Origin of the sequence: Frankia sp. QA3, from assembly GCF_000262465.1 — a bacterium.
In the GTDB taxonomy this organism is placed as follows: Bacteria; Actinomycetota; Actinomycetes; order Frankiales; family Frankiaceae; genus Frankia.
This window is the reverse complement of sequence record NZ_CM001489.1, coordinates 3,330,827-3,345,772: the sequence shown is the minus strand read 5'-3', so window position 1 is coordinate 3,345,772 and position 14,946 is coordinate 3,330,827. Positions and strand designations below refer to the sequence as shown.

The 14,946-nt window shown below is 72.0% G+C and carries 12 protein-coding genes and 1 pseudogene; 8 read left to right on the top strand and 5 right to left on the bottom strand.

Annotated features, from left to right (window positions below; translation table 11 throughout):
• Positions 1-240, bottom strand: a pseudogene (locus tag FRAQA3DRAFT_RS36040) (hypothetical protein); the annotation flags it as partial.
• Between the two features lie 197 nt (positions 241-437).
• On the bottom strand, positions 438-1,223 hold the full coding sequence (locus FRAQA3DRAFT_RS13790) for a pyrimidine reductase family protein (protein WP_009739646.1): 786 nt from the start codon (positions 1,221-1,223) through the stop codon (positions 438-440).
• 228 nt (positions 1,224-1,451) lie between these two features.
• Between FRAQA3DRAFT_RS13790 and zapE the strand changes: the two genes are divergently transcribed.
• A complete protein-coding gene (gene zapE, locus FRAQA3DRAFT_RS13785; RefSeq protein WP_009739645.1) occupies positions 1,452-2,543 on the top strand; it encodes a cell division protein ZapE in 1,092 nt (363 codons plus the stop codon).
• 220 nt (positions 2,544-2,763) lie between these two features.
• Here the strand turns inward: zapE and treZ are convergent, their stop codons facing one another.
• Positions 2,764-4,527 (bottom strand): malto-oligosyltrehalose trehalohydrolase, encoded by a 1,764-nt coding sequence (gene treZ / locus FRAQA3DRAFT_RS13780; protein ID WP_009739643.1) that lies wholly within the window; start codon positions 4,525-4,527, stop codon positions 2,764-2,766.
• Positions 4,528-4,917: 390 nt separating this feature from the next.
• On the opposite strand from treZ, the gene FRAQA3DRAFT_RS13775 reads away from it, so the two are divergent.
• From FRAQA3DRAFT_RS13775 to FRAQA3DRAFT_RS31560, 3 genes are all read left to right on the top strand, one after another.
• Complete coding sequence (locus FRAQA3DRAFT_RS13775; RefSeq protein WP_009739642.1) at positions 4,918-5,646, top strand: CRISPR-associated endoribonuclease Cas6; 729 nt, start codon at positions 4,918-4,920, stop codon at positions 5,644-5,646.
• 21 nt (positions 5,647-5,667) lie between these two features.
• Positions 5,668-6,081 (top strand): hypothetical protein, encoded by a 414-nt coding sequence (locus tag FRAQA3DRAFT_RS31565; protein WP_009739641.1) that lies wholly within the window; start codon positions 5,668-5,670, stop codon positions 6,079-6,081.
• Positions 6,082-6,639: 558 nt separating this feature from the next.
• Positions 6,640-6,915, top strand: coding sequence for a hypothetical protein (locus FRAQA3DRAFT_RS31560; RefSeq protein WP_009739640.1), 276 nt, complete (start codon positions 6,640-6,642; stop codon positions 6,913-6,915).
• 500 nt (positions 6,916-7,415) lie between these two features.
• Here FRAQA3DRAFT_RS31560 and treY read toward each other — a convergent pair whose 3' ends face one another.
• Together treY and glgX are read right to left on the bottom strand one after the other, a co-directional pair.
• Entirely contained in the window at positions 7,416-9,863 is a 2,448-nt protein-coding gene (gene treY, locus FRAQA3DRAFT_RS13765; RefSeq protein ID WP_009739639.1) for a malto-oligosyltrehalose synthase, read from the bottom strand.
• 37 nt (positions 9,864-9,900) lie between these two features.
• Positions 9,901-12,102, bottom strand: coding sequence for a glycogen debranching protein GlgX (glgX, locus tag FRAQA3DRAFT_RS13760; RefSeq protein ID WP_035920969.1), 2,202 nt, complete (start codon positions 12,100-12,102; stop codon positions 9,901-9,903).
• Positions 12,103-12,227: 125 nt separating this feature from the next.
• Here glgX and FRAQA3DRAFT_RS13755 point away from each other — a divergent pair, with 125 nt between their 5' ends.
• From FRAQA3DRAFT_RS13755 to FRAQA3DRAFT_RS13740, 4 genes are all read left to right on the top strand, one after another.
• Positions 12,228-12,662 carry an NfeD family protein gene (locus FRAQA3DRAFT_RS13755; protein ID WP_009739637.1) on the top strand — a complete coding sequence of 145 codons (435 nt, stop codon included), beginning with the start codon at positions 12,228-12,230 and terminating at the stop codon, positions 12,660-12,662.
• A gap of 73 nt (positions 12,663-12,735) precedes the next feature.
• A complete protein-coding gene (locus tag FRAQA3DRAFT_RS13750; protein WP_009739636.1) occupies positions 12,736-13,698 on the top strand; it encodes an SPFH domain-containing protein in 963 nt (320 codons plus the stop codon).
• A gap of 187 nt (positions 13,699-13,885) precedes the next feature.
• Complete coding sequence (locus FRAQA3DRAFT_RS13745) at positions 13,886-14,419, top strand: DUF3145 domain-containing protein (RefSeq protein WP_035920967.1); 534 nt, start codon at positions 13,886-13,888, stop codon at positions 14,417-14,419.
• Positions 14,420-14,632: 213 nt separating this feature from the next.
• Positions 14,633-14,926 (top strand): DUF4193 family protein, encoded by a 294-nt coding sequence (locus FRAQA3DRAFT_RS13740; RefSeq protein WP_009739634.1) that lies wholly within the window; start codon positions 14,633-14,635, stop codon positions 14,924-14,926.
• Positions 14,927-14,946: the final 20 nt, after the last annotated feature.

Here is a 14,946-nt window from a genome sequence, read left to right as displayed (position 1 = left end):
GCGGCCGGCCGGGCTCGACCAGGCCTGCTCGCAGAGCAGCACGCAGCGGTCGAGCAGGGCGGTCGCCTCGGCGGCGAGACGCCGCATCCGACCGGCCCACAGCTGCGCCGCCCGGCCGTCCCAGGCGCCGGGGCCGGCGGCCGCGACCCGGTCCAGGGCGGCCGTCACCTCGTGCCGGGTGCGCACCACCGCGGCGAGCGCACCGGCCGCCGTCGTCCGGGCTCCATCGGGGATCGTCATCCGCACACCACCGCCGTCGGGTTCAGGCTCGGTCGGGTTCAGGTTCGGTGCGGCGACGCTAACAACGCGCCGGCCGGTCGCGCTGGTCGTCATCGGATCCTGTGGATGACGGCTGTGGGAATCGCCGCCCTGTGGATGAACGCCGGCCACCGCCGACCTGTCCCGCGCCGGGCGCGAACGGGCCCGGCGGGACGGCCTCAGCGCTGGTAGCGCAGGAAGAGGTTGCCGTCCTCGGTGAGCACCTGGACCAGCCGCATCGTGACCGGCTCGGGCCACGGCGGGCCCTCCACGATGCCCATCCGCCCGGGCCCGGCCAGCATCGGCGCCACGGTCAGGCACAGCTCGTCAAGCAGGCCGGCGCCGGCCAGCTGGGCGTGCAGCAGCGGCCCGCCCTCCGTGAGCACCCGGGTCATCCCCCGTTCGGCCAGGGCCGCGAGCGCTGACGCCGGGTCGACGGTCGAGTCACCGCAGAGGACGACCTCGGCGACCGCCGCGAGCGCCTGCCTCCTCGCCGGTGGGGCGCCGTCGCAGGTGAGCACGACGGGGCGTACCTCGGCGTCGAACAGCCGGGCGCCGGGGTCGAGGCCCGCGGTCGCGGTGACCACGGCGATCGGGGGGACTGCGGCGAGCCCCGCGGCCTGCCGCCGGTCCCGCCGTTCGGGCGGGACGATCACCGGCCCGTAGTTCTCGTGGCGGACGGTGCCGGCGCCGACGAGCACCACGTCGCTGAGCCAGCGCAGCAGCTGGAAGACCTGCCTGTCCGCCTTGCCGCCCAGCGGCCCGGACCGCCCGCCCACCTCCGCCGCCCCGTCGACCGAGCTGACGAAGTTCGCCCGGACGTAACTGGTCCGCCCGGCGGCGGGCGGGTAGGCGTAGGCCTCGTCGAGGTCGACCTCGGCCGCCTTCGCGGCGACCTCGTCGCCGGCGCTCGGATCGTCCGCCGCGGCGCTGGCGCCGGCTGCGACCGGCCCCGTCGACGCCATGACCTGCGCGGGCGTGCCTCGCCTGTCGGAGGGGCCGGGAACTGGGAGGATGCGTCGCACCGAGCCGACTGTAGCCGGTCGGCGGGGCCGGCCATCCGGTTCGTCCCGTCCCGCGACCGGTGGCCGTCCGGCCTGTTCGCCCTGCCCCGACCGGCCCGCGCACTGTGAGTTCGGTCCCGGCGCCGCGCGGCGGGCGGTCCATCCCGGCCTGCTTCGTAGGCTGGCGGGGTGGTGCAGCGCCTCGTCGACCGCCGGCCGCAGCTGCGGCCCGACGATCTGGTCGCCGCGCTCGTCCCGCCGCCGCGCTTCGATGCCGTCCGCTTTGCCGGCTATCTGCCCGACCCGGCGGAGCCGAGCCAGAGCGCCGCGGTCACCGCCCTGTCCGCGTTCGCCGACCGGGTGAGCGCCACCCCCGGCGGGGCTGGCCGTTCCGGTGGCGGCGGCCGGGGCGGCTGGTCGGGGCTGTTCGGCCGCGGCGCCCGCGGGTCCCGATCGGGTGGTGCGAGCCGCGGGGCGGGGATGGCCCGGCCGGGGGTGTACCTCGACGGCGGGTTCGGCGTCGGCAAGACGCACCTGCTCGCCTCGCTGTGGCACGCGGTTGCGGGGCCGAAGGCGTACGGCACGTTCGTCGAGCTCACCTCCCTGGTCGGGGCGCTCGGCTTCGCGGCGACCGTGCGGGCCCTCAGCGGGATGCGGCTGCTCGCCATCGACGAGTTCGAGCTCGACGATCCAGGCGACACGGTACTCATGTCGACCCTGCTGACCCGCCTCGCCGACGCCGGCGTGGCGTTGGCCGCGACGAGCAACACCCAGCCGGAGGACCTCGGCGTCGGCCGGTTCGCCGCCGCCGACTTCCTGCGCGAGATCCAGGGCCTGGCCGCCCGCTTCGACGTCCTGCGCATCGACGGCACCGACTACCGCCACCGGGGCCTGCCGGCCCCGCCCTCGCCGTGCCTGGACGCCGAGGTCGCGGCGCTCGCCGCTGCCCACGAGGGAGCCAGCGAGGACGGGTTCGCGGCGCTGTGCGCGCATCTGGCCGGGTTGCACCCGTCCCGCTACGGGGCGCTCGTCGACGGGGTGAGCCTGGTCGCGTGGCACGGCGTGGCGCCGGTCGCCGACCAGGCCGTGGCGCTGCGGGTCGTGATGCTCGCCGACCGGCTCTACGACCGGTCGATCCCGGTCGTCGCCTCGGGGGTCCCGCTGGGGGAGCTGTTCGGCGCCGAGCTGCTTGCCGGGCCGCATCGCAAGAAGTACCAGCGGGCGGTGTCACGTCTCGCCGCGCTCGCCCGCGACGGCGCCCGCCTCACCGCCGCGGCCTGACTCCCGCGGCCAGGCGCCCCGTCCGGACGTGGCCGTCCGGACATGGGGGACCGGACCGCCACGACCATCGACGGGTCCTGGGACGATGGACGCATGGGAACCTACGTCGTGCTGCTCGTCATGGTGTTGCTGGTGGGGCTGGCAGTGCTCGGCGGGCTGTATTTCCTGCTGTCCCGGGATCGCATCCGCCGCTGACCGTTGATGCCGGGGGTGGCGCCGCTCAGCCGGCGGGCGACAGCAGGCGGGTGATGACGACGGACTCGCCGTCGAGCTCGACCCGGCCGGGCATGTAGGTGAAGCCGGGCGCCGAGGCCGCCGGCGCGTCGAACGGGACGCCGTCGAGCGGCACCGCCTGCCGCTGCGACGCCAGGTTGACGACGATCGCCACGTCCCCGCGCCGGACCACCAGCCAGCGGGCCTCCTCGTCGAAGGTGCACTCCACCGACGACCACGCGGGGTCCGTCAGCGCCGGCAGCTTGCGGCGCAGCCCGATGAGCCGGCGGTGCCAGTCCAGCAGGCTGCCGTGGCCCGGGCGGGTCGGCTCGGACCAGTCCAGCTTCGACCGTTCGAACGTCGCCGGGTCCTGCGGGTCGGGGACGTCGTCGGGCCCCCAGCCGTGCTCGGCGAACTCGGCGCGCCGCCCCTCCCGCACCGCGTCACCGAGACCGGGCGCGGTGTGGTCGGTGAAGTACTGCCAGGGGGTGTGCGCCCCCCATTCCTCGCCCATGAACAGCATCGGGGTCAGCGCCGAGGTGAGCAGCAGGGCCGCGCCGATGCGCAGCAGCCCGTCGCCGAGCTGGGCCGACGACCGGTCGCCCACCGCCCGGTTGCCGATCTGGTCGTGGTTCTGCAGGAACGTGACGAACCGGTAGGCCGGCGTCGTCGGCGGCATCGGCCGGCCGTGGGAACGGCCGCGGAACGTCGAGTAGGCGCCCTCGTGCACGAAACCCTTCGTCAGCGCGTGGGCGAGCGTCGAGATCGACCCGAAGTCGACGTAGTAGCCCTGCCGTTCGCCGGACAGCGTCGCCCACAGCGCGTGGTGGGCGTCGTCGCACCACTGGCCGTCCAGGCCGTACCCGCCGGCCTCGGGCGCCACGACCAGTTTGGGATCGTTGAGGTCGGACTCGGCGACGACGAACAGCGGCCGGCGCATCTGCGCGCCGAGCCGGTGCACCGACTCGGCGATCTCCTCCAGCAGGTGCATCGCCCGGCTGTCCTGGAAGGCGTGCACGGCGTCCAGGCGCAGCCCGTCGCAGTGGAAGTCACGCAGCCAGGACAGCGCGCTGTCGAGGATGAACGCGCGGACCTCGTCCGAGCCGGGGGCGTCGAGGTTGACCGCCGGCCCCCACGGAGTGATGTACCGGTCGGTGAAGTAGGGCCCGAACTGCTCCAGATAGTTCCCGTCCGGGCCGAGATGGTTGTAGACGACGTCCATGATCACGCCGATGCCGCGGGCGTGTGCCGCGTCGACGAACCGCTTCAGCCCCTCCGGCCCGCCGTAGGGCTCGTGGACGGCGAACAGGCCCACCCCGTCGTAGCCCCAGCCATGGTGCCCCGGGAAGGCGTTGACGGGCAGCAGCTCGACGGCGTCGATGCCGAGCTCGGCGAGATGGTCGAGCTTGCCGATCGCGGCGTCGAAGGTGCCCTCCGGGGTGAACGTCCCGACGTGCAGCTCGTAGAGCACGCTGCCGGCCAGCGCGATGCCCCGCCAGTTTGCATCCGACCAGCGGAACGTCGCATGGTCGACCAACCGGGACCGGCCGTGCACCCCCGCCGGCTGCCAGGCCGAGCGGGGATCGGGCAGCTCCTGGGTGCCCCCGTCGAGCAGGAACGCGTAGTCCGTGCCGTGCTTCGCGGAGGGGACGTTCACCCACCACCAGCCCCGCCGCCCGGCGGACATCTCATGGGTGGCGTCGCCGGCGGAGTCCGCCACGACCAGGCTGACCGTCTTCGCCTCGGGGGCCCACAGCCGGAAGGTGCTCATAGCTCCTGTCTACCTTCCGTCGCCGCGTGACATGCCGTGTCCGTGACAACGGCCCCCACCGAAGGTGCCCGCAGGACCCGGTTTCACCGGGCGGGACGGCCCCCTGTGACCGGTCTCATGGCGGCGGACGCGCCAGGTGGGATCCGTGATCCGCATTGCAGCCCGCCCATCGGAAAGCGCCCAGCGCCGACGCCCGGCGACGGCGTGGCTCGGTTCGGGGGAGGGGCCCCTTCGCGCCGCCCATGGCGGGATGCCGCCGCTGTCGGCACGTGGGTCCGGGTCCGTCAGGAACTGTCGGAGGTCTCGTGCATGATGCGGCCTGGTACCGATATTCACGGAGAGTCTCTGATTGCAGACGAGAAGCGGTCAAGGTGAGGGAGTGAGGGTGGGATGCGGCTGAGGGTTGCGGTCCGTTCGACCGCACGTGAGATCCCGTGGCGCAGCGTGCAGATCCCGGGGCGGGGGCTGTGTTACTCGATGCTCGGGCAGATCGATCCGGCGCTGGCCCGGGTCCTGCACGACGAGGGGTGGGGCGCGCACCGGATGGTGCCGTTCGGCTACGGGCCCCCGACCTTCCCGCACGCCCAGCGGGTGCGCGGGCGTTACACGATCGGCGGTCCGGGCTATCTCGACCTCGGCAGCCCGCTGTTCGCGCTGGTGGAGGCGTGGGCGAAGGTGCTCGTCGGCATCCCTTTGATCGACTGGGGTGGGGTGGCGCTGCGGGTCGACGCGGTCGAGCTGATCGAGTCGCCGTCGTTCGAGTCCGGCCGGGCCGTCCTGCGCACGGTCACCCCGGTCGTGGTGAAGGGCTCCGGGCGTGGGCCGGACGGGGTTCGAACGACCCGGCAGGCGTTCCTGCTGCCGGGCGAGCCGGAGTTCGCCGGCTACTTCGCCACCGGCCTGCGGCGCAAGGCCGAGACCATCGGGGTGGACCCGGACGTGACCGTGGAGGACATCACCTGGGTGGGTGCCCGCCGCAGCATCGACGCGGGCAAGGGCAGGAAGATCGGTGCGCCGCTGGAGGCGCGGCTGCGCGGCGCGCCGGAGACGCTGCGCGCGTTGTGGTCCTGGGGCCTCGGCCAGTCCACCTCGGCCGGCTTCGGCTGGGTCGCGGCATGACAGAGATCACCGAGTTGGGCCATGTGGATGATCTGGTGGTCGAGCAGCGGCGCGTTCGCATTGGCCTTGCTCGCGGCCCTGGCCCTCGACCGGACGGGTGCCGTCCACCAACCCGAGGACCTGCCGGCGGTTGATTTCGACGCCGCGGTCGACCGAATGATCGAGGACGCGGCCGCCGCCGCGGAGGCCAGCCGCCGCCGCGCGGACAGCTTCTGGTTGAAGGCCAGCGGCTCGTTCTTCCCGCACTCGAAGATGAACCACCACCCGACGCTGCCGAAGCGCACCCGGGCGGAGAACACGGCCCGGGTCCGGGAGTGGCGCACCATGCCGAATCCCGCCACCTGGCCGAAGGCGCCGTGTGCGCTGTGCGGACGGGCGGTCGTCGCCTTCTACGGGAAGGTGGACGTCCCCCCGATCGACGCCGCGGGCTACTGAAACACAACTCCTCGAGGGTATGAGGGGCTCGCGCTGTGCTGGCCCTGCGTCTGCTGCTTCCACGCGCTGCCGTACGGAAGCCGGCTCACCGGCGGGCCCAGCACCGGCGGGCCCAGCACCGGCGGGCCCAGCACCGGCGTACACAGCTGGGACGAGAGCTTCCTGCGCACCACGACGCGAAAGCAGGTCGGAAGATCTGCGGCGGATATCCGCGGCTTCGGTGCGGCTGACTGGCCGTTACGAGCACGACCGGACTGCGCTGCTGGCGATCCGTCGCTACGACCGTCCGCTGCGCGCCGGCGTCGAGCTGCTGGTTTTCAGTAACGACAACCGGGGGCGAGCCTCGGGGTCTACGGGGTCGACGAGGCGCTCGCCGAGTGGATCCGGTCGAGCCTGCGGGACCCGCAACTGCGGCGTGGTTGGCGCACGCTCCTCGCCGCCTACGCGGTTCCGCCGGTTTGGGGCAACCGTCGCCTTGCCCGGGATGCCTTTCACCGGCCGTGGCGAATCTTCATCACCGCGGCGACCCGGCTCACCGATGGCCCTGGCCCACGCGCGGTGCGTCGCTTCGACGCGGATCTGGCCGCGCTTACCTACTCCTTCCTGCGCGAGGTGATGGATGTGAACCAGACCGGCATCGACCAGGTCGAGGCGCTGGCCGCCGAGATCGCACGCGAGATCGTGGCCGACGAGAGCGCTGGGCCGCTGATGAGCTTCCGGGGCGCGTGCCGCAGCGTCGTGGCCCTGCAGAAATGGCTGGAGAACAAGGCCGTACGCCGGGCGCTGCGTCCGGCTGCGGAGGGGAGCTCCGCCCCGCTGCTCACCACGGCGTAGTTCCGGCTCCTGTTCGACCCCGACGGGCAGGGCTGGATCTACCGGCGGCTGCTGCTCATCGCCGTCCTGAACGCGGTTCGTGATCGGAGTGGATATCTCGATTGTCCTCATGACCCCTCCGAGGGATTGCAACCCTGCGAATGTGCGGGGTCCCGACTCGCTGCTCGGATCCTCCTAACTCCCCGAGGATTGCATCATCTTTCGGAGAGCCAGGGCGAGCGCGCACCAGGTGGTCCTCGGGACGCCTCCGAGGATTGCAACTCCACCGACGAGCCCGCTGCCACGCGAAACGGGAATGTTGCCCCCATCCCGAAGGATCGCGGCACTGTGGCTGGGCCCTGTACCTGCGGACTCGGCGGAGGCAGACAACCGCTCCGGCACATTGCCGGGATTGGGGCACGAGCGCAGCGTCGGCGGCGCAGCGGGCGGCCGGCGGAGTTGCGGGCCGGCCGTGCGGCCGCGACGGGCGTCCTGCGGGGCGGTTCGGTGGTGGCGCCAGGTCAGGAGCGGACGAGGAGGCTGACGGGGAAGTCGCGCAGCAGGCGCAGAACGTAGGCGGTGCCGCCGTCGTGCTTGCGGCCGGTCAGCACGTCGGTCCAGCGGCCCTCGGGCAGGGGGATGGTGGTGTCGCGCCAGCCGCCGCCGCGGCGCAGGCCGAGGACCAGGCGGGGCACCACGGTGACCACCGACTCGGAGCGGGCGAAGGCGACCACGTTCTCCGCGGCCGAACCGGACGCCCACAGCGGCCGGTAGGTGGCCCGGTCGCCGAACCACTCGGGGTGTTCGCGGCGGGTCCGCAGCGTCCGGGTGACGACGAGCAGCTTCGCCGCGCCGGAGTCGTCGAGCAGCGGCGGGCGGCGCGGCGCGCCGGTCTCCGCGCCCGGCTCGGCGCCGAGTTCGGCGAGCAGCTTCGTCCGGTCGCCGTAGTTGACCGGGCGGCGGTTGTCCGGGTCGACCAGGGACAGGTCCCACAGCTCCTGGCCCTGGTACACGTCCGGAACGCCGGGCACGGTGAGCTGGAGCAGCTTCTGGGCCAGCGAGTTCTGCCGGCCGAGCTCGACGAGGGTGCCGACGTAGCCGGTGAGCACGGCGAGGAACTCGTCATCCTCCAGCACCGACTCGATGTAGTTCGTCAGCGCCGCCTCGTAGGAGGGGTCCTGGTCGGTCCAGCTCGTGTAGACCTTCGCCTCGCGAACGGCCTTGAGCATGTACTGGGTCGCCCGCTCGGTGGACAGCGGCCAGGCGCCGACGAGGGTCTGCAGCAGGAAGTACACCGTGGACCGGTCCGGCCAGCCCTGCTCGGTGTCGCGGTGGCGTTCGCCGAGGCGGACCAGGCGGCCGGCCACCTCCGCCCAGCCGCGCGGGTCCTCCGACAGGACGGCGAGGCGGGCGCGGACGTCCTCGGAGCGCTTCGTGTCGTGCGTGGACAGGGTGGTCATCGTCAGCGGCCAGTTCCGCTGCACCGACAGGTTCGCCTCGTGGAACTCGGTGACGGCGCTGCGCGGATGCCCGGTGGTGAACGCCGGAAAGCGTGCCGGGTCCCCGCCGACCTCGTTGAGCGCGATGAGCCGGGAGTACCGGTAGAACGCCGTGTCCTCGATGCCCTTGGCCATCACCGGGCCGCACGTCTGCTGGAAGCGCATGACGAACTCGGGCGGACCGCCCAGGGCCAGGTCCTCGATCAGGTCGACCTCGGTGGAGCGGCCGGGCAGGTAGGAACGGGCCTGCTCGCAGGCCCGCACCACGTGGCCGCGTGCCTCCAGGCTCGGGGTGCCGTCCGGGCGGATGTAGGCCCGGTAGACGTCGAAGGCGGCCAGCACCTCGCACAGCGCCTCGCGCAGCCCGGTGCGGGTGAGGTCCGCGCGGGCCTCCCGGGCCTCCCCGAGGGCGAGCGCGGTCAGCCGGTCGACCTCGGGCTGCAGGACGCCGGCGAGCACGTCGAGCTTGGCGGCCCGCGCCTCGGCCTCGTAGTCGGGATCGGCGCGGGTGATCTCCTGGTAGAGCACCGCGAGCGGATGCCCGGCGACGGGATCGAGGAACAGCCGGGTCAGCCGGGCGATCCCCTCGTAGCCCGTGGTGCCGTCGCAGGCCCAGGTGTCGGGCAGGGCCTCGTCGTTCTCCAGGATCTTCTCGACGACGGTCCACACCCCGCCGGAGGCGTCGGCCAGCCGCCGCAGGTAGCCCTCCGGGTCGGCCAGGCCGTCCGGGTGGTCGATGCGCAGCCCTTCGAACGTGCCCGCCCGGACCTGCTCGATGAGCAGCCGGTGGGTGGCGGCGAAGACGTCGGCTTCCTCCTGGCGCAGCCCGGCGAGGGTCGTGATGTCGAAGAAACGGCGGTAGTTCAGCTCGCTCGCGGCGACCCGCCACCAGCACAGCCGGTAGTACTGGGCGTCCAGGGTCGCGGCGACGTCGTCGGGGTCGGCGGTGCCGGGCGCGGTCGGCAGCACATGGTCGTAGTAGACGACGACCCACGCGCCCTCGGTGTCCTGCTCGACGGAGATCTCCCCGGCGGCCAGGCAGTCCGCGAGGCCGGCACCGAGGATCGGCACCAGCACCCGGCCAGGGTTGTCGGGAGCGGCCCAGTCGATGTCGAACCAGGTGGCGTAGGGGGATTCGGGCCCCTCACGCAGCACCGACCACCAGGCCGAGTTCGCCGCCTCCGGGGTGACGGACATGTGGTTCGGGACGATGTCGACGACGATCCCGAGCCCGGCCTTGCGGCAGGCGGCGGTCAGCCGGCGCAGGCCGCCCGTCCCGCCGAGCTCGGGGTTGATCTGGCCGTGCTCGACGACGTCGTAGCCGTGCGTAGAGCCGGGGGCGGCCTCCAACACCGGCGAAAGGTACAGATGCGACACCCCGAGCGCGGCCAGGTAGGGGACGATCACCGCCGCGTCGGTGAGGGAGAAGTCCAGGTTGAGCTGGAGCCGGTAGGTCGAGGTCGGCACCACCCGCTCGCCTCGGGGCCCACCTGGCGGCGAGGTCGGCTCAGTCGACACGGCGCAGCACGACCGTCGAACGGGCGTCGATCTCGATCGGGTCGCCGGCCTTGACCACCTTGCCCACGTCGGTGGGATCCAGGGCGGAGTGGGCCAGCGGGATGGCCTCCAGGGTGGCGTCGATCTCGGCGGTGGACTTGCGGGTGTCGACGACCGTCTCCCAGGACGCGCCGAAGCTCGGCGCCGGCACCCGGAAGGCGACCGGCTCGTAGTGGGCGTTGAAGAACAACAGGAACGAGTCGTCGACGATCGACTGGCCGAGCGCGTCCGGGTCCGGGATGCCCTCCCCGTTGAGATAGACGCCCAGGGATCGGGCCGTGCCGGACTCCCAGTCGGTGTCGGTCATCTCGGTGCCGTCCGGCCGCAGCCAGACGATGTCCTTGACGGCCGGGTCGTCGTTGGCGGCGGCGCCGGCCGCGGCGCCCTGCCCGCGCAGGGAGACCCCCTGGAAGAACCGGCGGCGGCGGAAGATCGGGTGGTCCCTGCGGAGCCTGGACAGCAGGCCGACGAACTCGACCAGGTCCGCGTTGCGCTCGGCGTCCGCCCAGTCCAGCCAGGAGATCGGGTTGTCCTGGCAGTAGGCGTTGTTGTTGCCGTGTTGGGTGCGCCCCATCTCGTCTCCGGCGACAAGCATCGGCACCCCCTGGGACAGCAGTAGCGTCGTGAGCAGGTTACGGGTTTGCGCGGTCCGCAGGGACAATACGTCGGGGTCGTCGGTCGGCCCCTCGACTCCGCAGTTCCATGACCGGTTGTCGTCGGATCCGTCCCGGTTGTCCTCGCCGTTGGCCTCGTTGTGCTTCTCGTTGTACGAGACGAGGTCGCGCAGCGTGAAACCGTCGTGGGCGGTGATGAAGTTGATCGACGCCCAGGGGCGCCGGCCGCTGTTCTCGTACAGGTCGCTCGACCCGGTGAGCCGGGAGGCGAACTCGGCGATGCCATGGTCCTGGCCGCGCCAGAAGTCACGGACGGTGTCGCGGTACTTGCCGTTCCACTCCGTCCACAGCGGGGGGAAGTTCCCGACCTGGTAGCCGCCCTCGCCGAGGTCCCACGGCTCGGCGATCAGCTTGACCTGGGAGACGACGGGGTCCTGCTGGACCAGGTCGAAGAACGACGACAGCCGGTCGACGTCGTAGAACTCCCGCGCCAGGGTCGCGGCCAGGTCGAAGCGGAAGCCGTCGACGTGCATGTCGGTCACCCAGTACCGCAGCGAGTCCATGATCAGCTGGAGGACGTGGGGGTGGCGCACCCGCAGGCTGTTGCCGGTGCCCGTGTAGTCCATGTAGTAGCGGGGGTCGTCGTCCACGAGCCGGTAGTAGGCGGCGTTGTCGATGCCGCGGAAGCACAGCATCGGTCCCATGTGGTTGCCCTCGGCGGTGTGGTTGTAGACGACGTCGAGGATCACCTCGATCCCGGCCTCGTGCAGGTTCTTGACCATGCCCTTGAACTCCTGCACCTGCCGGCCGTGCCCGCCGGAGGCGGAGTAGCCGTTGTGCGGGGCGAGGAAGGCGATCGAGTTGTAGCCCCAGTAGTTACGCAGGTTCTTGCTGACCAGGTGCTCGTCGTGGACGAACTGGTGCACGGGCAGCAGCTCGATCGCGGTGACGCCGAGCTTGCGGTAGTGGTCGATCATCAACGGGTGGGCGATGCCGGCGTAGGTGCCGCGGTACTCCTCGGGCAGCCCGGGGTGGTTCTTGGTGAGCCCGCGGACGTGCGCCTCGTAGATGACCGACTCGTTGTAGGGGGTTCGCGGGGGACGGTCGCCGTTCCAGTCGAAGAACGGGCTGATCACGACCGACTTCATCATGTGCGGACCGGAGTCGGCGTCGTTGACGCCGTCGGGGTCGCCGAAGGTGTACGGGAACACCGCCTGGTCCCAGGCGACCTCGCCGTCGACGGCCTTCGCGTACGGGTCCAGCAGCAGCTTGTGCGGGTTGCAGCGCGCGCCGCGGGCGGGGTCGTACGGGCCGTGGACCCGGTAGCCGTAGCGCTGCCCCGGCCCGACGGTGGGCAGGTAGGCATGCCAGACGAAGGCGTCGACCTCGCGCAGATCGACCTGATCCTCGTTGCCGGCATCGTCGAACAGGCAGAGCTGGACCCGGTCGGCGGTCTCCGAGAAGAGCGCGAAATTCGTCCCCGACCCGTCATATGTGGCGCCCAGGGGATAAGGGCTGCCCGGCCATACCTGCGACATACGAAGGAAGCCTACGGCCAGGACGGATCCTTCGATCCGGGGGCGCACGAAGTGTGAGGTCAGAGCCTCGGCGATCATTGAAGTTTTATTGATCGGTCGCTGACGGTCGGGCCTAGCATGGAGTCATGGCCGACTGGGCGATCTGGGTCGTCGTCGCCGGCGCCCTGCTCGCCGGCGAGCTGCTCACGCTGGACCTGACGCTGGTGATGTTCTCGCTGGCGGCGCTGGTCGGCGCGGCCGTCGCGCTGCTGGGCGCCGACGTGGCCTGGCAGATCGTCGGGTTCGTCGTGGCCGCCGGCGGCCTCGGCCTCGGGTTGCGCCCGGTGGCCCGCCGGCACCTGCAACGTACCCCGGAACTGCGCACCGGCACCGAGGCGCTCGTGGGGGAGCGGGCGCTGGTGGTGGAACGGGTGGACGGCGAGGGCGGCCGGGTGAAGATCAAGGGGGAGGTCTGGTCGGCCCGGTCGTACCCGACCGCGACCGTGCTGGAGGTGGGCAGCCAGGCACACGTCCTGCGCATCGACGGAGCGACCGCCATCGTGCACCGATTCGAGATCTGACCCCCGGGCCCGGCGTGCCCGGCGCCGGCGGGGTCACGGCAAGGCCCGCGGGTTCGACAGGGAGGGGTACGTCATGGCAGGTGTCATCGTCGCCGTGGTGGTCGCGGCGGTATTGTTGATCTTTCTGGTGCGGGCGGTGCGCATCGTCCCGCAGGCGCGGGCGATGGTCGTGGAACGCCTCGGCCGCTACCACCGCACCCTCACCCCGGGCCTCGCGATCGTGGTCCCCTTCGTCGACCGGGTGCGTGACCGCATCGACCTGCGCGAGCAGGTGGTCAGCTTCCCGCCGCAGCCGGTGATCACCGAGGACAACCTCGTCGTCGGGATCGACACGGTGATCTACTTCCAGGTCACCGATCCCCGGGCGGCCACCTACGAGATCGCCAACTTCATCCGCGCCATCGAGCAGCTCACCGTCACCACGCTGCGCAACGTCATCGGTGGGATGAACCTGGAGGCCACCCTCACCTCCCGAGACCAGATCAACGGGCAGTTGCGCGGCGTGCTCGACGAGGCCACCGGCAAGTGGGGCATCCGGGTCAACCGGGTGGAGCTGAAGGCCATCGACCCTCCACGTTCCATCCAGGACTCGATGGAGAAGCAGATGCGGGCCGAGCGGGACCGCCGTGCGGCGATCCTGACCGCCGAGGGCGTCAAGCAGAGCGAGATCCTGCGGGCCGAGGGGGAGAAGCAGGCGGCGATCCTGCGGGCCGAGGGCGAGCGCGAGGCGCAGATCCTCACCGCCGAGGGCGAGGCGAAGGCCATCGGCACCGTCTTCCGGGCGATCCACGAGGGCGACGCCGACCAGAAGCTGCTGGCCTACCAGTACCTGCAGACGCTGCCGCAGATCGCCCAGGGCCAGGCGAGCAAGCTGTGGATCGTGCCGAGCGAGCTGACCGGCGTGCTCGGCGGACTCGGCGGTCTGCTCGGCACCAGCGAGCACGCCACCGCCCAGGCCGCCGCGCCCGCCCGCGGCGGGCCCAACGGGGCCGCGCCGCGCCGGCCCCATCCCTCGCCGGATGACCTGTCCGGATGAACCATCCCCCAGCCGGGGATCGTGGTTGTCACGGACCGGGGTTCCGCCCAATTAGTCATACTTCCGGAGGGGGGTAGGGCTAGTCCGCCGAGCCGGGCCATGGGACGATTTCGGCAAGCCATGCGGGGGCGGGTCGACAGGCGCAGGGGAAGGCGTTCCTCGTCGACGGAGGTCCCGCGTGGTCGCAATGTCCTCGACAGCTCGTGAGCTGTCATCCGGCTCGTCGTCCTTCGCCGTGCCGGGCAAGCTGGCGGCGCTCGCCTGTCCGCCGGCGCTATGCCCGCACCTGGAGTTCGGCGTGTCCGGAGTGTTGTCGTCGCCGGTCTCGCTGACCTGGACGGCGCAGCCCGGCATGCCCGGATTCCTCTTCGCCGGGCTGGAGTGGCGCGCCTCCCCGGGCACGGCGGGCCGGGTCGCCGGTGCCCTGCGCCGGCTCGGCCACGTCACCTTCGAGACGGTCGAGGGACCCTCGCCCGGGTGTGATGCCGAGCGCTATTCCTACACCCCCGATCTCGGCCTGCACCGGGCCGCGATCGCCGCCAACGGCGACGTGGTGGTCGGCGAGGCCGCCCTGCGGGCGCTGCTGGAACGGGGCGAGGCTCGCGAGACCCTCGCGCGTGGCCTGCACCGCCTGCTCGGGACGGCCTGGGACGACGTCCTCGAGCCGCTGCGCCGGGGTGCCCACGGGGCCCCGGTGACCTGGCTGCGGCGCACCGGCTGAGTCCCGCGCCGTCCGGCCCGCGGCTGCGCCGGGCTGCGGGGGTCGGGCAGGCGTCGCGGAGGGTCGGGGTCCTGCGACGCATCGACGCGGAGATGGTTGCGAGGGTGTGGCGAAGCCCACACCCGGGTAGCGCGGGTCTGACGGGCACATACCCCGGCGGTCGTGCGTTGTGGCTTGCGCACGACCACGCACAACCTTTCTGGGAGTTATTCAGTGGCCACCGATTACGACACACCTCGTACGGCTGACATAGAGGACGCCTCCGAGCAGAGCCTCGAGGCCCTCAAGGCGCGGCGGGCGGACGCGGCGGCTGATCTCGGTGACGACGTTGACCCGTTCGAGACCGAGCTCGGCCTGCCGGGTGCTGACCTGGCCGGAGAAGAACTGAACGTCCGGGTGCTTCCGCGGCAGGCTGACGAGTTCACCTGCACGCAGTGCTACCTCGTCCACCACCGTAGCCAGCTCGTGGACGAGCGCCGGATGATCTGCCGAGACTGCGCGGCCTGAGGAGCCGCGCGGGATTGCTC

Coding starts and splice junctions, on each gene's coding strand:
- FRAQA3DRAFT_RS13750 (WP_009739636.1), top strand. CDS start 12,736: ATGGCAGGTGTCATCGTCGCCGTGGTGGTCGCGGCGGTATTGTTGATC.
- treZ (WP_009739643.1), bottom strand. CDS start 4,527: ATGAGCACCTTCCGGCTGTGGGCCCCCGAGGCGAAGACGGTCAGCCTG.
- FRAQA3DRAFT_RS13790 (WP_009739646.1), bottom strand. CDS start 1,223: ATGGCGTCGACGGGGCCGGTCGCAGCCGGCGCCAGCGCCGCGGCGGAC.
- FRAQA3DRAFT_RS13745 (WP_035920967.1), top strand. CDS start 13,886: ATGTCCTCGACAGCTCGTGAGCTGTCATCCGGCTCGTCGTCCTTCGCC.
- FRAQA3DRAFT_RS31565 (WP_009739641.1), top strand. CDS start 5,668: ATGTGGATGATCTGGTGGTCGAGCAGCGGCGCGTTCGCATTGGCCTTG.
- FRAQA3DRAFT_RS13755 (WP_009739637.1), top strand. CDS start 12,228: ATGGCCGACTGGGCGATCTGGGTCGTCGTCGCCGGCGCCCTGCTCGCC.
- FRAQA3DRAFT_RS13775 (WP_009739642.1), top strand. CDS start 4,918: ATGCGGCTGAGGGTTGCGGTCCGTTCGACCGCACGTGAGATCCCGTGG.
- glgX (WP_035920969.1), bottom strand. CDS start 12,102: ATGTCGCAGGTATGGCCGGGCAGCCCTTATCCCCTGGGCGCCACATAT.